Source organism: Streptococcus sp. 2_1_36FAA (assembly GCF_000161955.2).
GTDB classification, from domain to species: Bacteria; Bacillota; Bacilli; order Lactobacillales; family Streptococcaceae; genus Streptococcus; species Streptococcus gordonii.
This window is the reverse complement of the sequence record NZ_KI391975.1, coordinates 271398-289692: the sequence shown is the minus strand read 5'-3', so window position 1 is coordinate 289692 and position 18295 is coordinate 271398. Positions and strand designations below refer to the sequence as shown.

18 protein-coding genes and 2 tRNA genes are annotated in these 18295 nt (G+C 39.9%); 5 read left to right on the top strand and 15 right to left on the bottom strand.

Annotated elements, in window-relative coordinates; genetic code table 11:
* The first annotated feature begins 8 nt into the window (after positions 1-8).
* Genes HMPREF0847_RS06725 through HMPREF0847_RS06705 form a run of 5 tightly spaced genes read left to right on the top strand, consistent with a single transcriptional unit; the run spans position 9 to position 4528 of the window.
* The gene (locus HMPREF0847_RS06725; RefSeq protein ID WP_008809683.1) at positions 9-1904 is read left to right on the top strand and encodes a hypothetical protein; all 1896 of its coding nucleotides are present in this window, start codon (positions 9-11) and stop codon (positions 1902-1904) included.
* Between the two features lie 2 nt (positions 1905-1906).
* The gene (locus HMPREF0847_RS06720) at positions 1907-2131 is read left to right on the top strand and encodes a hypothetical protein (protein ID WP_008809684.1); all 225 of its coding nucleotides are present in this window, start codon (positions 1907-1909) and stop codon (positions 2129-2131) included.
* Between the two features lie 8 nt (positions 2132-2139).
* Positions 2140-3195: a phage tail tip lysozyme gene (locus tag HMPREF0847_RS06715; RefSeq protein ID WP_020992745.1), complete on the top strand. Its 1056-nt coding sequence runs from the start codon at positions 2140-2142 to the stop codon at positions 3193-3195.
* Between the two features lie 15 nt (positions 3196-3210).
* A complete protein-coding gene (locus HMPREF0847_RS06710) occupies positions 3211-3396 on the top strand; it encodes a DUF3173 domain-containing protein (RefSeq protein WP_002908784.1) in 186 nt (61 codons plus the stop codon).
* Between the two features lies 1 nt (position 3397).
* Positions 3398-4528: a site-specific integrase gene (locus HMPREF0847_RS06705; RefSeq protein ID WP_008809686.1), complete on the top strand. Its 1131-nt coding sequence runs from the start codon at positions 3398-3400 to the stop codon at positions 4526-4528.
* Positions 4529-4611: 83 nt separating this feature from the next.
* Here HMPREF0847_RS06705 and HMPREF0847_RS06700 read toward each other — a convergent pair.
* The 15 genes from HMPREF0847_RS06700 to HMPREF0847_RS06630 all read right to left on the bottom strand — a co-directional run bounded on the left by HMPREF0847_RS06700 (position 4612) and on the right by HMPREF0847_RS06630 (position 18285).
* A tRNA-Thr gene (locus HMPREF0847_RS06700) sits at positions 4612-4684 on the bottom strand.
* A 51-nt stretch (positions 4685-4735) separates the two neighbouring features.
* Positions 4736-5194: a GNAT family N-acetyltransferase gene (locus tag HMPREF0847_RS06695; RefSeq protein WP_002902392.1), complete on the bottom strand. Its 459-nt coding sequence runs from the start codon at positions 5192-5194 to the stop codon at positions 4736-4738.
* A 50-nt stretch (positions 5195-5244) separates the two neighbouring features.
* A complete protein-coding gene (locus HMPREF0847_RS06690; protein ID WP_008809687.1) occupies positions 5245-6030 on the bottom strand; it encodes an ABC transporter permease in 786 nt (261 codons plus the stop codon).
* Between the two features lies 1 nt (position 6031).
* The gene (locus tag HMPREF0847_RS06685) at positions 6032-6850 is read right to left on the bottom strand and encodes an ABC transporter permease (protein ID WP_008809688.1); all 819 of its coding nucleotides are present in this window, start codon (positions 6848-6850) and stop codon (positions 6032-6034) included.
* A 1-nt stretch (position 6851) separates the two neighbouring features.
* Positions 6852-7838, bottom strand: coding sequence for an ABC transporter ATP-binding protein (locus HMPREF0847_RS06680; RefSeq protein WP_008809689.1), 987 nt, complete (start codon positions 7836-7838; stop codon positions 6852-6854).
* A gap of 292 nt (positions 7839-8130) precedes the next feature.
* Positions 8131-9012, bottom strand: a complete 882-nt coding sequence (locus HMPREF0847_RS06675; protein ID WP_008809690.1) for a class II fructose-bisphosphate aldolase — start codon at positions 9010-9012, stop codon at positions 8131-8133.
* A gap of 177 nt (positions 9013-9189) precedes the next feature.
* Positions 9190-9275 (bottom strand) — tRNA-Leu (locus HMPREF0847_RS06670).
* Positions 9276-9419: 144 nt separating this feature from the next.
* Positions 9420-9830, bottom strand: a complete 411-nt coding sequence (locus HMPREF0847_RS06665) for a GyrI-like domain-containing protein (RefSeq protein WP_008809691.1) — start codon at positions 9828-9830, stop codon at positions 9420-9422.
* A gap of 69 nt (positions 9831-9899) precedes the next feature.
* Positions 9900-11513 carry a CTP synthase gene (locus HMPREF0847_RS06660; protein WP_008809692.1) on the bottom strand — a complete coding sequence of 538 codons (1614 nt, stop codon included), beginning with the start codon at positions 11511-11513 and terminating at the stop codon, positions 9900-9902.
* A 441-nt stretch (positions 11514-11954) separates the two neighbouring features.
* Positions 11955-12899, bottom strand: a complete 945-nt coding sequence (gene manA / locus HMPREF0847_RS06655) for a mannose-6-phosphate isomerase, class I (RefSeq protein WP_008809693.1) — start codon at positions 12897-12899, stop codon at positions 11955-11957.
* 161 nt (positions 12900-13060) lie between these two features.
* A complete protein-coding gene (locus tag HMPREF0847_RS06650; protein ID WP_008809694.1) occupies positions 13061-14818 on the bottom strand; it encodes an ABC transporter ATP-binding protein in 1758 nt (585 codons plus the stop codon).
* Positions 14808-16574: an ABC transporter ATP-binding protein gene (locus HMPREF0847_RS06645; protein ID WP_020992744.1), complete on the bottom strand. Its 1767-nt coding sequence runs from the start codon at positions 16572-16574 to the stop codon at positions 14808-14810. Before HMPREF0847_RS06645 ends, HMPREF0847_RS06650 begins: the two co-directional genes overlap by 11 nt.
* On the bottom strand, positions 16567-17025 hold the full coding sequence (locus HMPREF0847_RS06640) for a MarR family winged helix-turn-helix transcriptional regulator (RefSeq protein ID WP_020992743.1): 459 nt from the start codon (positions 17023-17025) through the stop codon (positions 16567-16569). The genes HMPREF0847_RS06645 and HMPREF0847_RS06640 overlap by 8 nt, the downstream gene beginning before the upstream one ends.
* 270 nt (positions 17026-17295) lie before the next feature.
* Positions 17296-17865 (bottom strand): hypothetical protein, encoded by a 570-nt coding sequence (locus tag HMPREF0847_RS06635; RefSeq protein ID WP_008809697.1) that lies wholly within the window; start codon positions 17863-17865, stop codon positions 17296-17298.
* Between the two features lie 9 nt (positions 17866-17874).
* A complete protein-coding gene (locus HMPREF0847_RS06630) occupies positions 17875-18285 on the bottom strand; it encodes a peptide deformylase (RefSeq protein WP_008809698.1) in 411 nt (136 codons plus the stop codon).
* Between the last annotated feature and the right edge of the window lie 10 nt (positions 18286-18295).

Genomic DNA, 18295 nt, shown 5'->3' with positions numbered 1-18295 from the left:
GTGAGTATGTGCAAGAAGCATTTGAAAAACTAAAAGGCATAGATATTTTTTCTTTAAAGTCTTATATTGAGCCAACGAACTTCCCTAATATGAGCGGAGTATGGGCAATGCTTACGGAACTATTCGTTAATTGCCTTTTCTTTCTTCTTAATTTAGTAGTTGGTTTTTTCTCTGTATTTATTCGTATTTTAGAAAATATCAATCTCTATGATACCTACAAACAATACGTTTTTAATGGGGCTCAATCCATTTGGCAAGGTTTTACAGGAGCTACTTCTGGCTTTGCTCAAAATTCGCTTGTTTTCCTCATCTTCCTTTGCCTTGCTTTTTACCTGTTTTATCAATTCCTTTTTTCTAAAGGAAACTTCCCTCAACGCTTGCTTCATGTTCTTTTAGTAATCGTTCTTGGTTTTGGTTGGTTTGGAACAGTTTCTGAAACTTCTGGTGGGCTTTATATTCTAAATACCGTCAATAATGTTGCGAATACAGCGATTAGTAAAATTTCTAGTATTTCTGTAGCCTATGGTGATAAGCAACAACTGAAAATCGGTTCTTCCATGGCAGATAGTTATATAGCAGAAACTTCTTACGTGGCTTACCTTTTTGTCAATACGGGGCAAGAAAACGGTAAATACAAAGACCGACAAACAGGAAAAGAAGAAACCTTTGAGGATTCAAAAGTATTAGGAACTACGGATAAATCAGAAAAGTTTAAAGCCGTTTCCAATGGGGAGAGAAAAGACTACTTAGACAAACTTGGGAATGACGCTGATAATGATAAAGAACATGACCGTTGGGTTTCAGCAGTTGCTGATTACCTTTTTGTAAAAATTTTCTATGTTTTCTTTAAAATCATTGAAGCAATTGTCATTGCCATTCCAATTGTTTTAATTCAACTCTTAAATGTCATTGCACAATCTCTTGTACTGATTATGATTTTACTCTTTCCGATTGCTCTTTTGGTCTCTTTTCTCCCCAAAATGCAGGATATTCTTTTTGGTGTTTTTAAAGTCATGTTCGGCGGACTTGCCTTTCCTGTTATTACTGGCTTATTAACGCTATCTATTTTATACCTTGAAAAAATCATTGAAGGCTTGATTGGTACTGGCTTTGATAAAGTCATTGGGAGCTTTTCTTCTCTATCTACTTTCAGTGCTCTCTTTAAGCTAATGGTCTCTGTTTTTGCCAAGGCAGTAATTTACTGGCTTCTTTGGAAATACAAAGGAGAACTGATTGAGTTATTGCTTGGGTCAAGAGCTCGTATCACATTTGATGATATGGATACCAATATTCGTCAAACCGTATCAAATGGACAAGAAACTATTCAGCAACTTCCAACATCAGCTAGCAATATTTTTGAAAGAGCTCAGAAATCAGGAAACTTTATCCTTGCAGGCACAGGATTTGGAGCAGGGCTATTCATGAACTCTGGCAAGCATGTAAAAGATTTCTTTTCAAAAAATCAACCCACATCAGATATTCCTGAAACTCCCGTTCCTCCTAGCAATACAGAAGAAGCAAATCCAGATGGTCAACCTCTTGAAGAAATAAGTGACTACAACGGAACTTCTGATACTTCATTCCAAGAATCAGCGATTACGGAAGAACCAAGAAAGAAGAACCTCTTTAACCTTGATTCTCCTCCTCTGATGGATACAAACCAAGAAGAATTTGAGGAACGCCGTCAAAATCGCTTATCTTGGAGACAAAAACATAAAATCAATAAACTGGAAAAAGAGTTAGAACCTTACAAAGATGATGAAGCATTGTACCAAGCGCAAGGCTCAAATGCTTTTATCAGGAATTATCGTAAGACCTTGCCAAAAGATGATAAATTGAAAACCAATATCAATCGCCGCAATCAAATTGTGGACGAACTGGCCAGATTGAGAGGAAACAATTAAAAATGAATGCAAGAATTTATTCCCAAAAAGGAGCAAACCGACTGATTGACAATGCCATCATTCAAGCCTATGAAAGGAGAGAGCGCTCAGTCGACTTTCTTCTTTTATTTTCTGTGAAGGAAACAGAGAAAGAAAAGCTGTTGACAATGGTAAAAGAAAATCCCCTTGTCTTATCGGCGCAATGGAAATTTGGGACAGTCTTATTGTCGGCTTATGTCAAAACTTAGGAGAAGCTATGAAGAAAAAACTATTACTTTTTAGCGGTTTAAGTATGTTTCTTTTCCCCTTGCTTTTAGTTGTGATTGTGATGGGGGCAATTGCAGGAACTGGGGGAGGAGGTACTAATAACCAAACAGGGTTACAGACAACGCTAACAGCTCAAGAGGTGGCTCAAAAAGCCAATATTTCTGAAGCACGGGCTTCTGATGTGATTAAAATTCTCAATTATGAACTCTCCCAAGAACAATTTACTATCGCAGGAGCTTCTGGAAGCTTAGCTGTGGCGGAGCGAGAAAGTGGCTTTGACCCTGAAGCAGTAAATACAAGCGGTGGGGTCGCAGGTTATTTTCAATGGTCAGGCTGGTCGTCAACCATCAACGGCAACCGTTGGGCACAAGCGAAACAAAGGAAACTAGATTCTGATGTAGAACTAGGTTTACTATCAGCCGAGCTAAATGGAGCTTATAGTAAAGTAAAAACAGAAATGCAAAAAGCCACTGACCCAGAACAAGCCGCTCTTTACTGGTCAGAACACTATGAAGGTGTTGCTTTATCAGACGGTCAAACAAAAACAAGTGAACTAAAGAAAAATGCGAAAAAATGGCATGACATTTTCAAAGATAGCTTAAAAGGTGAGACCATCACTCAAACACGAGACGGCGGAGGGGTCACTTCGGCAGATATACCAGCAGGCTACAGCTTAACAAAGAAAATAGAATCATCAGCTTATACTTCTGCAACTTACCCTTGGGGACAATGCACATGGTTTGTCTATAACAGAGGGAAGGAGCTTGGAGTAACCTTTGACCCCTATATGGGAAATGGTGGAGACTGGAAAAATAAAGCAGGCTATCAAACCACAAATACACCAACCGAACATAGCGCCCTATCCTTCTCTCCCGGGCAAGCAAACGCAGACCCTACTTATGGTCATGTTGCCTTTGTGGAGCAGGTCAAATCAGACGGGTCTATTCTGATCTCAGAATGTAATGTGAAAGGACTTGGAGTGATTAGTTACCGAACCTTTGACGCACAAACAGCAAAACAATTTACCTATATAATAGGACACTAGAAAGGAGAATTCACAATGATAAATAATACGATATCACAAAAAGATTTGATTGAAATGGGGTATAAGCAATACACAGCTATGCAGATTATCCACCAAGCAAGGAAATTGATGGTTAACAAAGGTTATAGTTTTTACGATCGAAAACGTTTGATGGTTGTGCCTAAAAGTGCAGTCTCAGAAGTGTTGGGAGTGGAGTTGTAGTATGGCAAGTATTAGATATTTAAAACGAGGTAAAAAGAATCTTTGGACCTATACTATAAGGGATGAAACAAGTAAGACAATTGCTTATAAAAGTGGTTTTGAAACAAAGAAAAAAGCTCAAATAGAAGCAGAAAAATTGTTAAGAAAGTTGAATCGTGGATACAGTCTTGATAGCAAAATGACGTTACATCAACTATATCAAGAGTGGCTTAATCTAAAAATAATTCCTAGTAAACGAAGTCAAACCACAAAAAACAAGTACATCATTAGAAAGAAGGTTATTAAAAAATTATTTGGAAATACACCTGTATCTCAAATAAAGCCTAGTAAATATCAGCGAATAATGAACGAGTATGGTAAAACAGTAACCAGGGATACATTATCAAGGCTACATACAAGTATTAAGGAATGTATTAAAACGGCTCAAGCTGATAAAGTTTTTATTGATGATTTTACTTTTTTTACTGAACTATTTTCGTCAAAAGAGTCTCAACCTGTTGAAGAAAAATATATTCATAGCGAAAAAGACCTAAACGATATCCTAAAACATTTAAAACAAAAGGTGGATTATAGAAGATCTGTTGTACCTTATGTTATTTATTTACTCTTCAAAACTGGAATGCGCTTCGGTGAACTCATTGCTTTAACTTGGGAAGATGTAAATTTTGAAGAAAAAGTAATCAAGACATACAGACGGTACAACACGTCTACTCATAAATTTGTTCCACCAAAGAATAAAACATCAATACGAACTATTCCTATTTCTGACGAAGAAATAGATATGCTGGTGAATCTAAAAAGATCGCAAATAGGATTGAATAAAGAACTTGAAATCATTAATCAGAACAACTTTATTTTTCAACATTATGGATATGTCCAAGATATTCCAAATAATGCTACTGTTAATAAAGAATTAAAGAATGTTTTAATGAGACTAAATATCTCACCTATCATTACTACCAAAGGGGCACGTCATACTTACGGTAGTTATCTATGGCATAATCAAATAGATTTAGGTGTGATTGCTAAAATATTAGGACATAAAGATATTTCTATGTTAGTGGAAGTATATGGTCATACATTACAAGAGAAGATTAACGATGAATTTGAAACCATCCGAAAACTTTTATAATTATTTGGTACAAAATTTGGTACAAAAAGTGATTCAACATCAAAAAAAGCCCGTCACAATAGGCTTTTTCTTGTATAGTTTGATGCCGATTGCAGGGATCGAACCTGTGACCTACGCGTTACGAGTGCGTTGCTCTACCAACTGAGCTAAATCGGCGTCTTTTCCCCTTTATTTTAGCATCTTGAGTTTTTTTGTCAAGTTAGAATTTCACAATTTCTTAACCCAAATCAAACAAGGGTTGCTTTTATCCCAAAGTTCAGGAAAAATTTCTAACTTTTTAAAGCCCTGAGCCTGATAAAAAGCGTTAGTTCTGTCATAGGTAGGATAATAACCTGGTGCTACCGTTTTTACTTGCAGATAGGATGCTTTTTGACGAGCAGATTTTTCTAAAACTTCTAGAAGTTGACTACCAATTCCCGCTCTATGATAGAATTTCTTAACAGCTAAGCAGTCAATCTCTGCACAATCTTCACTAGAATAAGATAAGCTTACAAAGCCAGCCAATTTACTCTCCTGATAAGCAACCCAAACTTGTAAATCCCTAGCTCCTTCAATGTAAGCTTGTGTACTTTCAGGTATTCCAAACCATTCTGGTAGATCCTTTAAAACTTCACTGACTGCTATCATCTTTTGTTTTTCTTCCTTCACTTCTTCAATCGCTACCATCTTTAAATCCTTTCATGTTTTAAGCTTTAGGACTAAACATATTTTCCATCTTACGAACCCGCACTTTCGTAGGCATCCAATCCCCTATCCCAGAGTTTGAGCGAAATGAAAAAGAAAACAAGGGAAATCAAAATCAAACCACCGATATTAAAGAGTCCATTCTTGTTCTGCAAGAAATAGCTGGCAGGATAGTAGGCTGTAAAGGCAAAAGGCACGATAAAGCTAATCAACCAACGAAGAAGTGAATTGTAAATAGAAATCGGGTACTTGGCAAAGTCATTAAACATATAGAAAATGTAAATCATAGCACCTGACTGCTTGGTCCAAAAAGCGATACTGGCAGTCGCGATTTTCAAGGAAGTATAAATCAAGGTCGCAAAAGGAATACAGACTAGAAAAATCAGGAATTTTGGAAGAGTCCAAGCAATACTAGATACCGTTGTCGCTAGCAAAATACCTCCGACCAAGAGCTCACCCAAGGCATCAATCTGAAAAGTCTCGACTAGGATGTGAAAGAGAGGATTGATAGGACGAGTCAGATACTTGTCAAACTCTCCCTTTCTCACCAATCGTTGCCCCAGTGCCCAGAGATTGTCAAAAAAGAGATGGTCCAGTCCCTTGGGAATCAAGGAAAATCCATAGATAAAGGCAATCTCTTGAAAAGTCCAGCCTTCTAGCGAGGGAATGTGTTGAAAGATGACATTGAGAAACAAAAGATTCAAGCCTTGGGTCAGGAAAACACCTAAAACACCAACCACAAAATCCACCTTGTATTCCATGATTTGCTTGATGTATTGTCTGATAAAAATCAGATGCATGCGTTGATATTTTTTCATACTAACCTCCCTGAATAGTGATAAATGACTGGACTCGTTTCCAAATCAGCTGAGACAAGCCCACCATCACTAAGAGCCAGAAAAACTGTAGCAAAAGCGCCTGAAGAATCTGACTAGCATCGTATTTCCCAACAATGATCATGACTGGAGTGTAGATCAAAGATGAGAAAGGCAAGAAGGAAAGAATATCTGAAACCACCTTTGGAAAGAAAGCCAAGGGAATCAGACTCCCCGACATAAAGGCCACTATAGAAGTCTTGAGTAGATTAGAACCCCATAGATTTTTAAATACAAAGGCTGAAAATCCAAAGCAGATATTAAAGAAAAAGTTAATCAGGTAGGCCAGCGTCAAGCTAAAAAGATAAAGGACCGTTAATCCTAGCACTTCTACAATGCCTTGCCCAGAAAGGATTTTTACCAATACAATGACACATAGAAATGGAACTCCAACAGAAATAAAAATCAACCACTTGGAACCAAGTTCGGTGAAGAGATAGGAGGCCGCAAAATGCACCGGTCGCAGCAAGCGTATGATAATGGAGCCATCCTTGACCTCCTCTCCAATCATAAAAGAAGAATCCGACTTGGTCAAAAGATTGGTCACAAAACTCATGATGATGTAGAGGGTGATATCTGCCATGCTAAATCCCTGAATCAAGGACTCTTGCGAGGAATCAAAGACTGCCTTCCAGAGATAAAAGGCCACAAAAGCTCCCATGACATCGCCAATTCGATAGAGAAGAAAGTTGACTCGATAGGTAATCAGCTCCTGAATCCCTGCATTAATGAAGGGTTTATAACGCCTCCACAATTTGACCATCTTAGAGCTCCTTTCGGTAGAAGCGACGGATAATATCCTCAATATCTGTATCCACCATCTTCAAATCACGGACTTCAAAATCAGACAGGGTTTGCTTGATAATATCAGCCGATTGGTAGTGGGAACTATCAAACTCAATATTGAGGCTATTTCCTTGTTTTTCAATAGTCATATCAGGCAAGCCTTCATAGTGAGAGACGAGATGACTTTGCCCTGGTAGCAGTTCAAAGGAAAGAGTCTTCATCTTGCCAAAGCTTTCCTTGAGCTGGCTAACCGTTCCATCAAAAATCTCCTGTCCCTTATCAATCATAAAAATCCGATCACAAAGTTGCTCAATATCACTCAAATCATGAGTGGTCAAGAGAATGGTAGTCTCTTCCTCCTGATTGATCTGGGTAATAGCCCGACGAATGTTGTCCTTGACGGAAACATCCAAACCAATGGTGGGCTCATCTAAAAAGAAAACCTTGGGATTGTGGAGCAAGGAAGCCGCAATATCCGCCCGCATCCGTTGACCAAGTGAAAGAGTCCGCACAGGGTCTTTGATAAAGTCCTTCAAATCCAAGACTTCATTCAAAAAGTCCATGCGCTTATGAAAGAGAGTGTCAGGCACATCGTAAATCTCCTTCAAGACCGTGTAAGTCTCTTGAAGAGCCAAATCCCACCACAGCTGGGTGCGTTGTCCAAAAACCACCCCAATATCCTTGACATAGTCTTGGCGATTGTCCTGCGGAATCTTGCCGTTAATCCGACAAAAACCAGATGTCGGTTTCAAAATCCCTGTCAGCATCTTAATAGTTGTCGACTTCCCAGCACCATTTGCCCCGATAAAACCTAAAATTTGACCTTTTGGCACCTCAAAGGTCAAATCCTTGACTGCTTCAAAAGTCTGCTTTTCAGGATGAATAAAGGAGCGCAAAGCCCCCTTTAACCCTGGTTCCTTGACCGTCTTCACAAAGTTTTTCTGAAGATGCTCTACTTCTATCATTGCCTTATCTATCTCCCCTATCGTAAGGAATAGAAAATCGTATTTTCAAACACAAGTATTCTAAACCCTTACTTTCTACACCTTCTACATTTTATTATCACAGAAGGCTCTATACCAACCTATTATAGTCCAAGAAAAAATAGAATGCAAGCGTTTGCCTATAGAGCATGAAATTGAAAATTTCTCTCTTAAAATAATACTTTTAATCCAAACTTCTGGTTTAATAGTTTCCTTAAAACACCAAAAAACCTACCCTTACGGGCAGGTTTCTGTTTTGTAATGTTCAGCTAGATTAAGCTTTACCTTCTGAACCAAATACGTCAATACGTTCTTCAACAGCTGCTGTAATAGCTTCGAAACCTGGTTTCAAGAATTTACGTGGGTCGAAGAGTTTCTTCTTGTCGTATTCTGCTTCGTTTGCATCGTATTCACGTACAAATTGACGAGTTGCGTTTGCAAATGCGATTTGGCATTCAGTGTTTACGTTGACTTTCGCAACACCAAGTTTGATCGCTGCTTGGATTTGATCGTCAGGAATACCTGAACCACCGTGCAATACAATTGGGAAGCCAGGAAGAGCTTCTGTCAATTTCTTCAAGTGGTCAAGGTCAAGACCTTCCCAGTTTGCTGGGTAAGGGCCGTGGATGTTACCAATACCTGCTGCCAAGAAGTCAATACCAGTTGCAACCATTGCTTTAGCATCTTCGATTGGAGCCAATTCACCTTTACCGATGATTCCATCTTCTTCACCACCAATAGTACCAACTTCAGCTTCTACTGAGATACCTTTAGCATGTGCTTTTTCAACAACTTCTTTAGCTAATTTAAGGTTTTCTTCTACTGGAAGGTGTGAACCGTCAAACATGATAGAAGTGTAACCTACTTCGATACACTCAAGTGCATCTTCGTAGTGACCGTGGTCAAGGTGGATAGCTACTGGTACAGTGATACCCATTGACTCAACAAGGTTTTCGATAAGGGCTTTACATACTTTGTAACCACCCATGTATTTTGCAGCACCCATTGAAGTTTGGATCAAAACTGGAGCTTTTTTAGCTTCTGCTGCACGCAAAATAGCTTGAGTCCATTCAAGGTTGTTTGTGTTAAATCCACCAACTGCGTAACCATTGTCACGAGCTGCTTGGACAAATTTTTCTGCTGAAACGATTGCCATTCTTATCAGGCCTCCTCTTATTTTTTGTGGTTAAACCACTTACATTGTTTATTTTATCACTTTTTCACTAAAATTGCTAGTTTTTCCTGAAATTTTAAAGAATTACAGGGAGACACTTAGCTTTTTTAAGTGCTTCTGCTACAAAAAGAAAAAGCTGACCGAAGCCAGCTTACTTGATGCGGAGAGAGGGACTTGAACCCTCACGACCTAAAGCGGTCACAGGATCCTTAGTCCTGCGCGTCTGCCAATTCCGCCATCCCCGCGATTGAGTACCTTACTAGTATAACAGGACAGGTAAGGCTTGTCAAGAAAATTTTTTAGTTTATTTCAAAAAATCAACCTTCTACTCAATCAACAAGGATAGGAAATCTAAACGAAAATGAAGCTAAGACAGGAACACAGAAAACTTAGGGCTGCTGAGTCGCAACAAAGACAGCCACCGTTTGGTCGGGATCGTATTTTTCAAAGTCGAAAGTGTAGCCTCGATGAAGCTCGCCTGTTTCTTCTGCCTGCCAAATCCTCTGCCAAGCATGAAGAATCGCTTGCGGATCCTCCTTATCAGCCTCAAATACTTGATAGGTCTGCTCGGATGTATCAAAATCATAGACGTCCCCATCTGTCAAACGACAGATAGAGAGATTGTAGTCTCCTTTGTAATCACTGGCATAGTCATGATAGACGGCATAGACTGGTTCCCCTTGGGCAAAAGCTTCTTTCACAGTTCCCTCTTGTTCCTGCCAGAGAGTTTGGATTTTTTCTATACAATGCTCATCTTGAAAATTATTAGTACGAATACTAGCTAAAATGTTTAGAAACATCTTCTTCCCTCCTTTTGCTTTCATTATAACATTTCTCTAGAAAAGTCGCTTAGGTCAGACAAAGCTAGTCTATCTTTCCGAGCTCTTTTCTACCGCTGCAGTAACAAAAGCCGTATAAAGGCCTTCAGGTCGGTTCGGACGGCTAGAAAGCTCTGGGTGGTATTGACATGCCACGAAAAATTTATTTTCTGGGATTTCTACTATTTCGACCAAGCGATTGTCTGGTGAAACTCCTGAAAATACAAATCCAGCCGCCTCAAACTGCTCGCGAAAATCATTGTTAAACTCATAGCGATGACGGTGACGGCGCTGCACAACTTCTTGATGATCGTAAGCTGCTGCCGCCTTAGAACCATGTTTAAGCTTAGAAGGATAGAGCCCCAACCTCAGCGTTCCACCCAAGTCTTCGACATCAATCTGATCACGCATAAGATCAATGATTGGATACGGCGTGTCTGGATTGAGCTCCGCTGAGTTGGCATCTGCCAGCTCAAGGACGTGACGGGCGAATTCAACACAGGTCAGCTGCATACCCAAGCAAATCCCCAACATAGGCACATCTTGCTCACGCGCATAGCGGATTGCCTGAATCTTACCCTCAGTTCCTCTCTGACCAAAGCCGCCCGGAATGATAATCCCATCCGCCTTTCCAAGAAGTTCTGCCGCATTTTCAGCAGTTACCTGATTCGCATCAATCCAGTCAATCTTAACCTCTGCATCGTTGGCATAGCCAGCATGCTTGAGCGCTTCGACAACTGAAATATAGGCATCTGGCAACTCAACATACTTACCTACAAGAGCAATATGGACCTGCTTTTTCAAGTTCATCACTTTTTCTACCATAGCTGACCACTCTGTCATATCCGCTACCGGTACATCCAGTTTCAGATGGTCACAGACGATTTGGTCCATCTTTTGCGCCTGCAAATTAAGAGGAATTTGGTAGAGATGCTCTACATCCAGCGACTCAATGACCGCCTCAGGCGCTACATCACAGAATTGAGCCAGTTTGTTTTTGATATTTTGTCCAACTGGTTGTTCTGTCCGAATGACCAGCATATTTGGCTGAATTCCCAGACCTCGCAACTCTTTGACAGAATGCTGAGTCGGCTTGGTCTTCATTTCGCCTGCTGCCTTGAGATATGGAAGAAGGGTCGTATGGATATACATGACATTGTCTGCTCCGACATCCGCCTTCATCTGGCGTAAAGCTTCTAAAAAAGGAAGAGACTCGATGTCCCCTACTGTGCCACCAACCTCTGTGATAATCACATCCGAGTCCGTCGTCCGTGCCGCCCGCTTGATCTTGTCCTTGAGAGCATCCGTAATATGCGGAATGACTTGGACCGTCGCCCCCAGATACTCGCCTTTACGCTCCTTGCGCAGGACTTCGCTATAGATTTTACCAGTGGTGACATTGGAGTATTTATTGAGATTGATGTCAATAAAACGCTCATAATGCCCTAGATCCAGATCTGTCTCAGCTCCGTCATCTGTGACAAACACTTCCCCATGCTGATAAGGGCTCATGGTACCCGGATCAATATTGATATAAGGGTCAAATTTCTGAATCGTAACCTTGAGACCGCGATTCTTTAAAAGCCGACCCAGACTAGCTGCTACAATCCCTTTCCCGATAGAAGAAACTACACCGCCGGTGACAAAAATATATTTAGTTGACATACATGCTCCTTTTCATAAAACAATTCGTTCCAGCAACCTCAAGGTTACTGAATTCTTATCTAGAGGAGGATTTTCCATAATCTGTCTGAAAAAGAAAAATAGCTCCCTGGAAACAGGAAGCTCTGACCTCTAAAAGAGGTGCCCGAACAGTATGATATCGCAAACCTGAAAAATTGTCAAATGTTTTCAGTCAGTTTTCATCTCTTTTTTATCGACATAAGGACATGTAGTTTAAGTTCTACATAGGGTATAGACTCCGCTAAATAGGACTAGATCGTTCTGATTTTTTAAAAACAATTTCGTAGCATTGATTAACGAGATCGTGAGTGGCACCCACAGCTACTTCTTGTTCCTGCCAGAGAGCAATGATTGTCTCGAAAATTTTTTGTTCAAATACTACTTAGTTTTTCAAAAATATGAACGCTCCCCGCTTAGCTTAATTTATGGATGGCTAACAATCATTTCTAGATCGTGACCTTCTAACTTCCAGCTAGCCACATCGCTCGGTAGGATAAAATGGTCTCCCATATGAATTGGATAGACTTGACCATCTACTGTTAACTGACCTTGTCCATTTAATACGCTGTTGAGCGTATAGTCAGCTGTTTTAGTGAAATCAGCCTGGCCAGTCAGTTCCCACTTGTAGACAGCAAAGAAATCATTAGCAACCAGTAAAGTTGAAGACAGATTATCCACTTGTAAATTGACTGGACGGCTATTTGCGGGTTCTCCAATATTTAAAACATCGATAGATTTTTCTAGGTGCAATTCACGGAGATTTCCTGCATCATCCTTGCGGTCAAAGTCGTACACACGGTAAGTTGTATCACTAGACTGTTGAGTTTCTAAAATCAAGATACCCGAACCAATAGCATGCATGGTTCCACTTGGTACATAGAAGAAGTCACCTGCTTTAACCTTTACCTTCGTCAAGAGCTGATCCCAGTTCTTGGATTCGATTTGTTCGCGAAGTTCTTCTTTACTCTTGGCACTGTGACCATAGATAATCTCTGCACCTTCATCTGCAGCAATAATATACCAACATTCAGTTTTCCCTAGCTCACCCTCGTGCTTCAAGCCGTATGCATCATCTGGATGGACCTGGACACTAAGCCAGTCATTGGCATCCAAAATCTTGGTCAAGAGAGGAAAGACCGGCTCAGAACGGTCCCCGAAAAGTTCCCTATGTTCAGCATAAAGCGTATCTAACTTTTGACCAGCAAAACGGCCATTTTTCACAGTGGATACACCATTTGGATGGGCTGAAATTGCCCAATATTCACCGACTTTATCACTAGGAATCTCATAGCCAAACTCATCTCTCAGCTTGGTTCCACCCCAAATTTTTTCGTGCATGACTGATTGTAGAAATAATGGTTCTGACATGTCTTACCCCCAAAATGTACTTTTTCTTTATTATATCAAAAAATGGATAAGCTAAAATAATCTCCCTTCACCTTTCTATATCAAAAATTACAGTAAATTTAGTAATTACTCTTATTTCTAGGACAAATTCAAAAAGCACTGCAATTGCAGTGCTTTCTTCTTTATTCTTGATCTTCTTCAACAAACTGACTGTTGTAAAGATCGGCGTAGAAACCTCCCTGCTCCATGAGCTGGTCATGGTTTCCTTGCTCGATAATATTCCCATCACGCATGACTAGGATCAAATCAGCATTGCGAATAGTAGACAGGCGGTGAGCAATGACAAAGGACGTCCTGCCTTCCATCAGCTTGTCCATCGCTTTTTGAATCAATTCTTCCGTCCGTGTATCGACAGATGAAGTCGCCTCATCTAAGATAAGGAGTGGCGCATCTTTGAGCAGAGCTCTCGCAATAGTTAGGAGCTGCTTTTGACCAACAGAAAGACTGACTGTGTCATCCAGAACTGTATCATAGCCGTCTGGTAAGGTCATGATAAAGTGGTGGACACCAACCGCTTTTGCAGCTTCAACAACTGCTTGATCAGTAATATCTTTCTGATTGTAGATCAAGTTTTCTTTAATGGTCCCTTCAAAAAGCCATGTGTCCTGTAACACCATAGAGAAAGCATCGTGAACTTCAGAGCGTTTCATTTCTTTGGTATCAACGCCATCAATGGTGATGCGACCACGGTCAATATCATAAAACTTCATGAGTAGGTTAACAATCGTTGTCTTACCCGCACCTGTCGGGCCAACAATCGCTACTTTTTGACCAGCATTAGCTTGAGCTGAAAAATCATGAATAATAGTCTTATCTGGATTATAACCAAAGAAGACATCTTCAAAATGAACGTCTCCTTTGACTTCTGTCAAAGCTTTCGGTTTATGAGAATCATCTTCCATATCTGCTTCTGCTAGAAACTCAAAGACACGTCCCATAGCTGCACTAGCAGATTGGAGTGTTGTGATTCCCTGGGCGATTTGAGAAAGAGGTTGTGAAAAAATTCGTACGTAGACCATGAAAGCCACAATCGTACCCATGCTAATGGAGCCATTAATAGCCATTGTGGCACCTACAATCACAACCATCACATAGCCAAAATTACCAACAAAGTTCATCAGTGGAAACATAATTCCTGAAATAAATTGTGACTTCCACATACTAGCATACAGATTTTGATTGAGGACATTGAATGCCAAACGTGTCTTTTCTGCACCATTGTAACTAGTAATAACATTGTGCCCGGAGTACATTTCTTCGACATAACCATTAATAGCTGCTAGATTACTTTGCTGTTCTTGGAAATATCTCTGAGATTTCGCCATCAGAACTGCTGAGAAAACAAAACCCAATAAGACCGAACCAATCGTCACAAATGAAAGTACAACATTCGTATAAAACATCATAAAGAGCACAGCAATTAAAAGCAAGACTGAAGAAATCAGGGTGCCCAAACTCTGTGTCAACGATTGTCCAACTGTATCTACATCATTTGTCACACGTGATAGGGTATCCCCTTGGGAATGACTATCAAAGTAGCTTAAGGGCAGGCGGTTGATTTTCTCTGCAATCGCAGTTCTCAAACGTTTTGAAAAGTGCTGAATCATATCCGAAATAGCGTAACCCTGCGCATAATTGATAAGAGAACCCACAACATAAAGGAAAGCTAGGAAGAAACCTATATTTGAGATAGCTCCCAAGTCCATCTCACCTACTAGACCTTCTGTAATTAAGTTTGTGATTTCACGCAACTTATAGGGACCAAACACTGTAATAATACTAGAAATGATAGCACCGGCTACTGCAATGACAAAAGGAAGCTGGAAGCCTTTAATATAGGGCTTCATCTGGGTAAATAAAGATGTTTTTTTATTTTCCATTTTCTAGTTCCTCCTTTGATAATTGAGAATAAGCAATTTCTTGGTACACTTCATTCGTAGCCAACAACTCTTTATGGGTACCTTGTCCAACGACTTTACCATTGTCTAGAACTAGGATTTGATCGGCATCCATAATAGTAGAAATTCGTTGGGCGACAATCAGTTTTGTCATATGTTGGGTCTGTTCTGCCAATTCTTTTCGTAAAATACGATCTGTCTTATAGTCCAAAGCAGAGAAAGAATCATCAAATATCAAAATTTCCGGCTTACGGGCCAATGCACGCGCAATAGCCAGGCGTTGGCGTTGACCGCCAGAGTAGTTCGTGCCTCCTTGGGCTACTTCAGATTCAAGTCCTGCCTCTTTTTCTTCTACAAATAATTTGGCTTGTGCTAGTTCAAGGGCTTCCCACATTTTCTCTTCATCTAGTGGAGTTTCCATGCTTTCTCCAAAGTCCAAATTTGAAGCAATTGTCCCTGAGAAAAGTACAGCTTTCTGCGGAATATACCCTACCTTATTACGTAGAGCTTTAAGCTCGTAGTCACAGACGTCTATACCGTCGACTAGAATCCTACCTTCTGTCACATCATAGAAACGAGGTATCAAATTGACAAGGGTTGATTTACCTGAGCCAGTAGATCCAATAAAGGCAACTGTTTCACCAGCTTTAGCAGTGAAACTAACATGCTCAATTACTGCTTCAGAATTTTTTGCATAACGGAAAGAAACATCTTCAAAAGTTACTTGTCCTTTACTTTGGCCCTCAGTCTGTGCCTGATCTTTTTCTTTGATACTGCTATCCAGTGCTAACACTTTGTTAATCCGACCAGCTGAAACAAGGGTACGTGGTAAAACAATAAACAAAGCCCCCATCAGCAAGAAGCCAATTACAACCTGCATACCATAAGACATGAAAACAACCATATCACTGAATAGACCAAGCTTATCAGCAGATGCTGCACTATGAATCAAATAAGCTCCAATCCAATAAATAGCCAGCGTTAAACCACTTGAAATTCCGCTCATAATCGGATTGAACAAAGACATGAAGCGGTTAATAAAAATATTAAGGCTAGTTACCTCGTCGTTTGCTGCACCAAATTTTGCATCCTGGTAATCTTCAGCATTATAGGCCCGAACAACCCGAATCCCTGTCAAACTCTCACGTGTCACACTATTTAATTTATCTGTCAAGGTTTGTACAATAGATTGCTTTGGAAAAGCCAAAGTCACTAAGACAATCGTCATTAATATAATGGCTGCAACCGCGACTAAAACAGCGATCAACCAAGCATCTGATTTGCCAACAACCTTCGTCATAGCCCAAATCGCCATGATGCTTCCTCGAATAACAACTTGTAGTCCCATAGCGATAAACACCTGAATTTGGGTAATATCGTTGGTTGTTCTGGTCAGAAGGCTAGGGATAGAGAATTTTTTAATCTCTGAATCAGAATAATCCAAGACACGATTAAAAATATCCTCACGCAAGCGGGTAGTATAGCTAGAAGCCATCCGAGAGGACACAAAACCAGCTATTACCAAGGAGAATAAGCTGGCAAAGGATAGGCCTAGCATTTTCAAACCTGGCACCCATAGATCTCCTGTCGTTGTCCCCGGTGTCTGTAGTAAGGTTGTAATTTCTGACATATAAGTCGGAACTTCTAACTCTAAATAAACGGTCAGACAGATAAAAACAACTGTCATCAAAATCAGTCCGATTTCTTTTGACGTCAAGCGTTTAAATAATTTAAACATTGGCATCCTCGCTTTCTAATTTCTCAATATTTTGGTGGAATTTCGCCATAACCAGAGTGAAGGTTGCCAATTCTTCTTCTGAAACACCCTGGAGGAGACAGCGATCGATTTCATTAAAAAAATCCTGGATTTCTTTGAGGCTATCTTGAGCGACGTTTGTTAGTTGGATAATTTTTGCTCTTTTATCTGTTTTGCTCACTTTCAAGATAATGGTCCCATTTTTTTCCATTCTCTTCATCAAATTGCTGGCAACTGATTTAGAAATATCTAGCTCGCATTCAATGTCTCGGATAAAAGTCTGGATTCCTTTTTTATCTCGCTGAGACACAAAATATATAACTTGACCTTGAGGACCGGCCATAAATTCAATCCCACGTTCTTTAGCTCTCAATTCAATCATCCGATAGATTTGACGACCAAAACGTTTGAACTCTAATAAAGGCTTTTCCAATACATGCTCCTTTCTATTTAGTTCTCTTGAGAACTAATAAGTTTCCATGAGAACTATTTTATCACTAGGATAAAAAATGTCAAGAAAAAAGTTTCCATGAGAACTATATTTCCAAAAAAGAAACTGGGAACAAAAATCCCAGTTCTATCTAGTCGAAAAATCTCGTCCTTGACCTATTCTACGCCTCATCAACTCTTCTTTTAATGCTATAAAAACGTCTACTAAATAGAAAAATGAGGTCCCCTCGTCTCATCTTTACTTTCTTCTTTTCTATGGAAATAGCCACTTAATATGAGGGGCAAGTTCGGAAATTTGTTGATGGAGTTCGTTGAAACTAACATCTTTCACATGGTCCAAATTTAAAGAAACGGCACTTGCGTCTTGATCCTTAGGATAAAAATATAGAATTCGAATGGTCGGTTCTGCAGACGTCCTATGAGACCGGTAAAGGTCATATTCAATCTTCTCAATCTCCTGCCATAAGAAGAACTTCTCGCTTTTATCAGATAGGCCTCTCAGTCTCATTCCCGATTGATTCATCTCTAGAATCGGAGGTCTATGATTGGAAATATAGCCTAAAACAAACATCAAAATAGCAATGATCCCCACTCCCCAATAGACCATATTTAACATAACATCACTTTCTTCAGAAGTCCGACCATTTCTCTCATCCTCTTTGCTGATTGGATTACGATAAATTATTTGATTCGCATTATTCTGACTTTCTAATGCAGGGGTCTGCTTATCTAAAGAGGCAAAAGCCATAGTAAAAAAGATACCCAAGAGCAAGAGAAAGCCTATGAAATAAAAAGTTGAGCCATCGCGCTTATATACTTTCATTCTATCTCCCTATATAAGAATCCCTTCCAAATGATCCAGCTCGTGCTGACAGATTTGAGCCGGAAAGTCTTTCAGAGTTATGGTTTGTGGTTGCCAATTTCGATCTAGGTAATCGACAGTAATTTCTTGATAACGGGTTGTAGATCTGCTACCAACAAGAGACAAACAACCTTCCTCTGTCTGATAAGGACCTGACTTAGCGCGCAAGACTGGGTTAAACATAATGATTGGAACCATTCCATACATGAAAATGATCACGCGCTTCTTAACCCCAATCATATTGGCCGCAAGACCGACACAGTTTTCTTGATTGGCTAGCAGAGTATCCTGCAGATCTTGAGCAAGGTAGAGATCGGATTTTACAGCTACTTCTGATTTTTGCTGTAAAAAGAGAATATCTTTTACAATAGCTTGTTGCATGTTACACCTC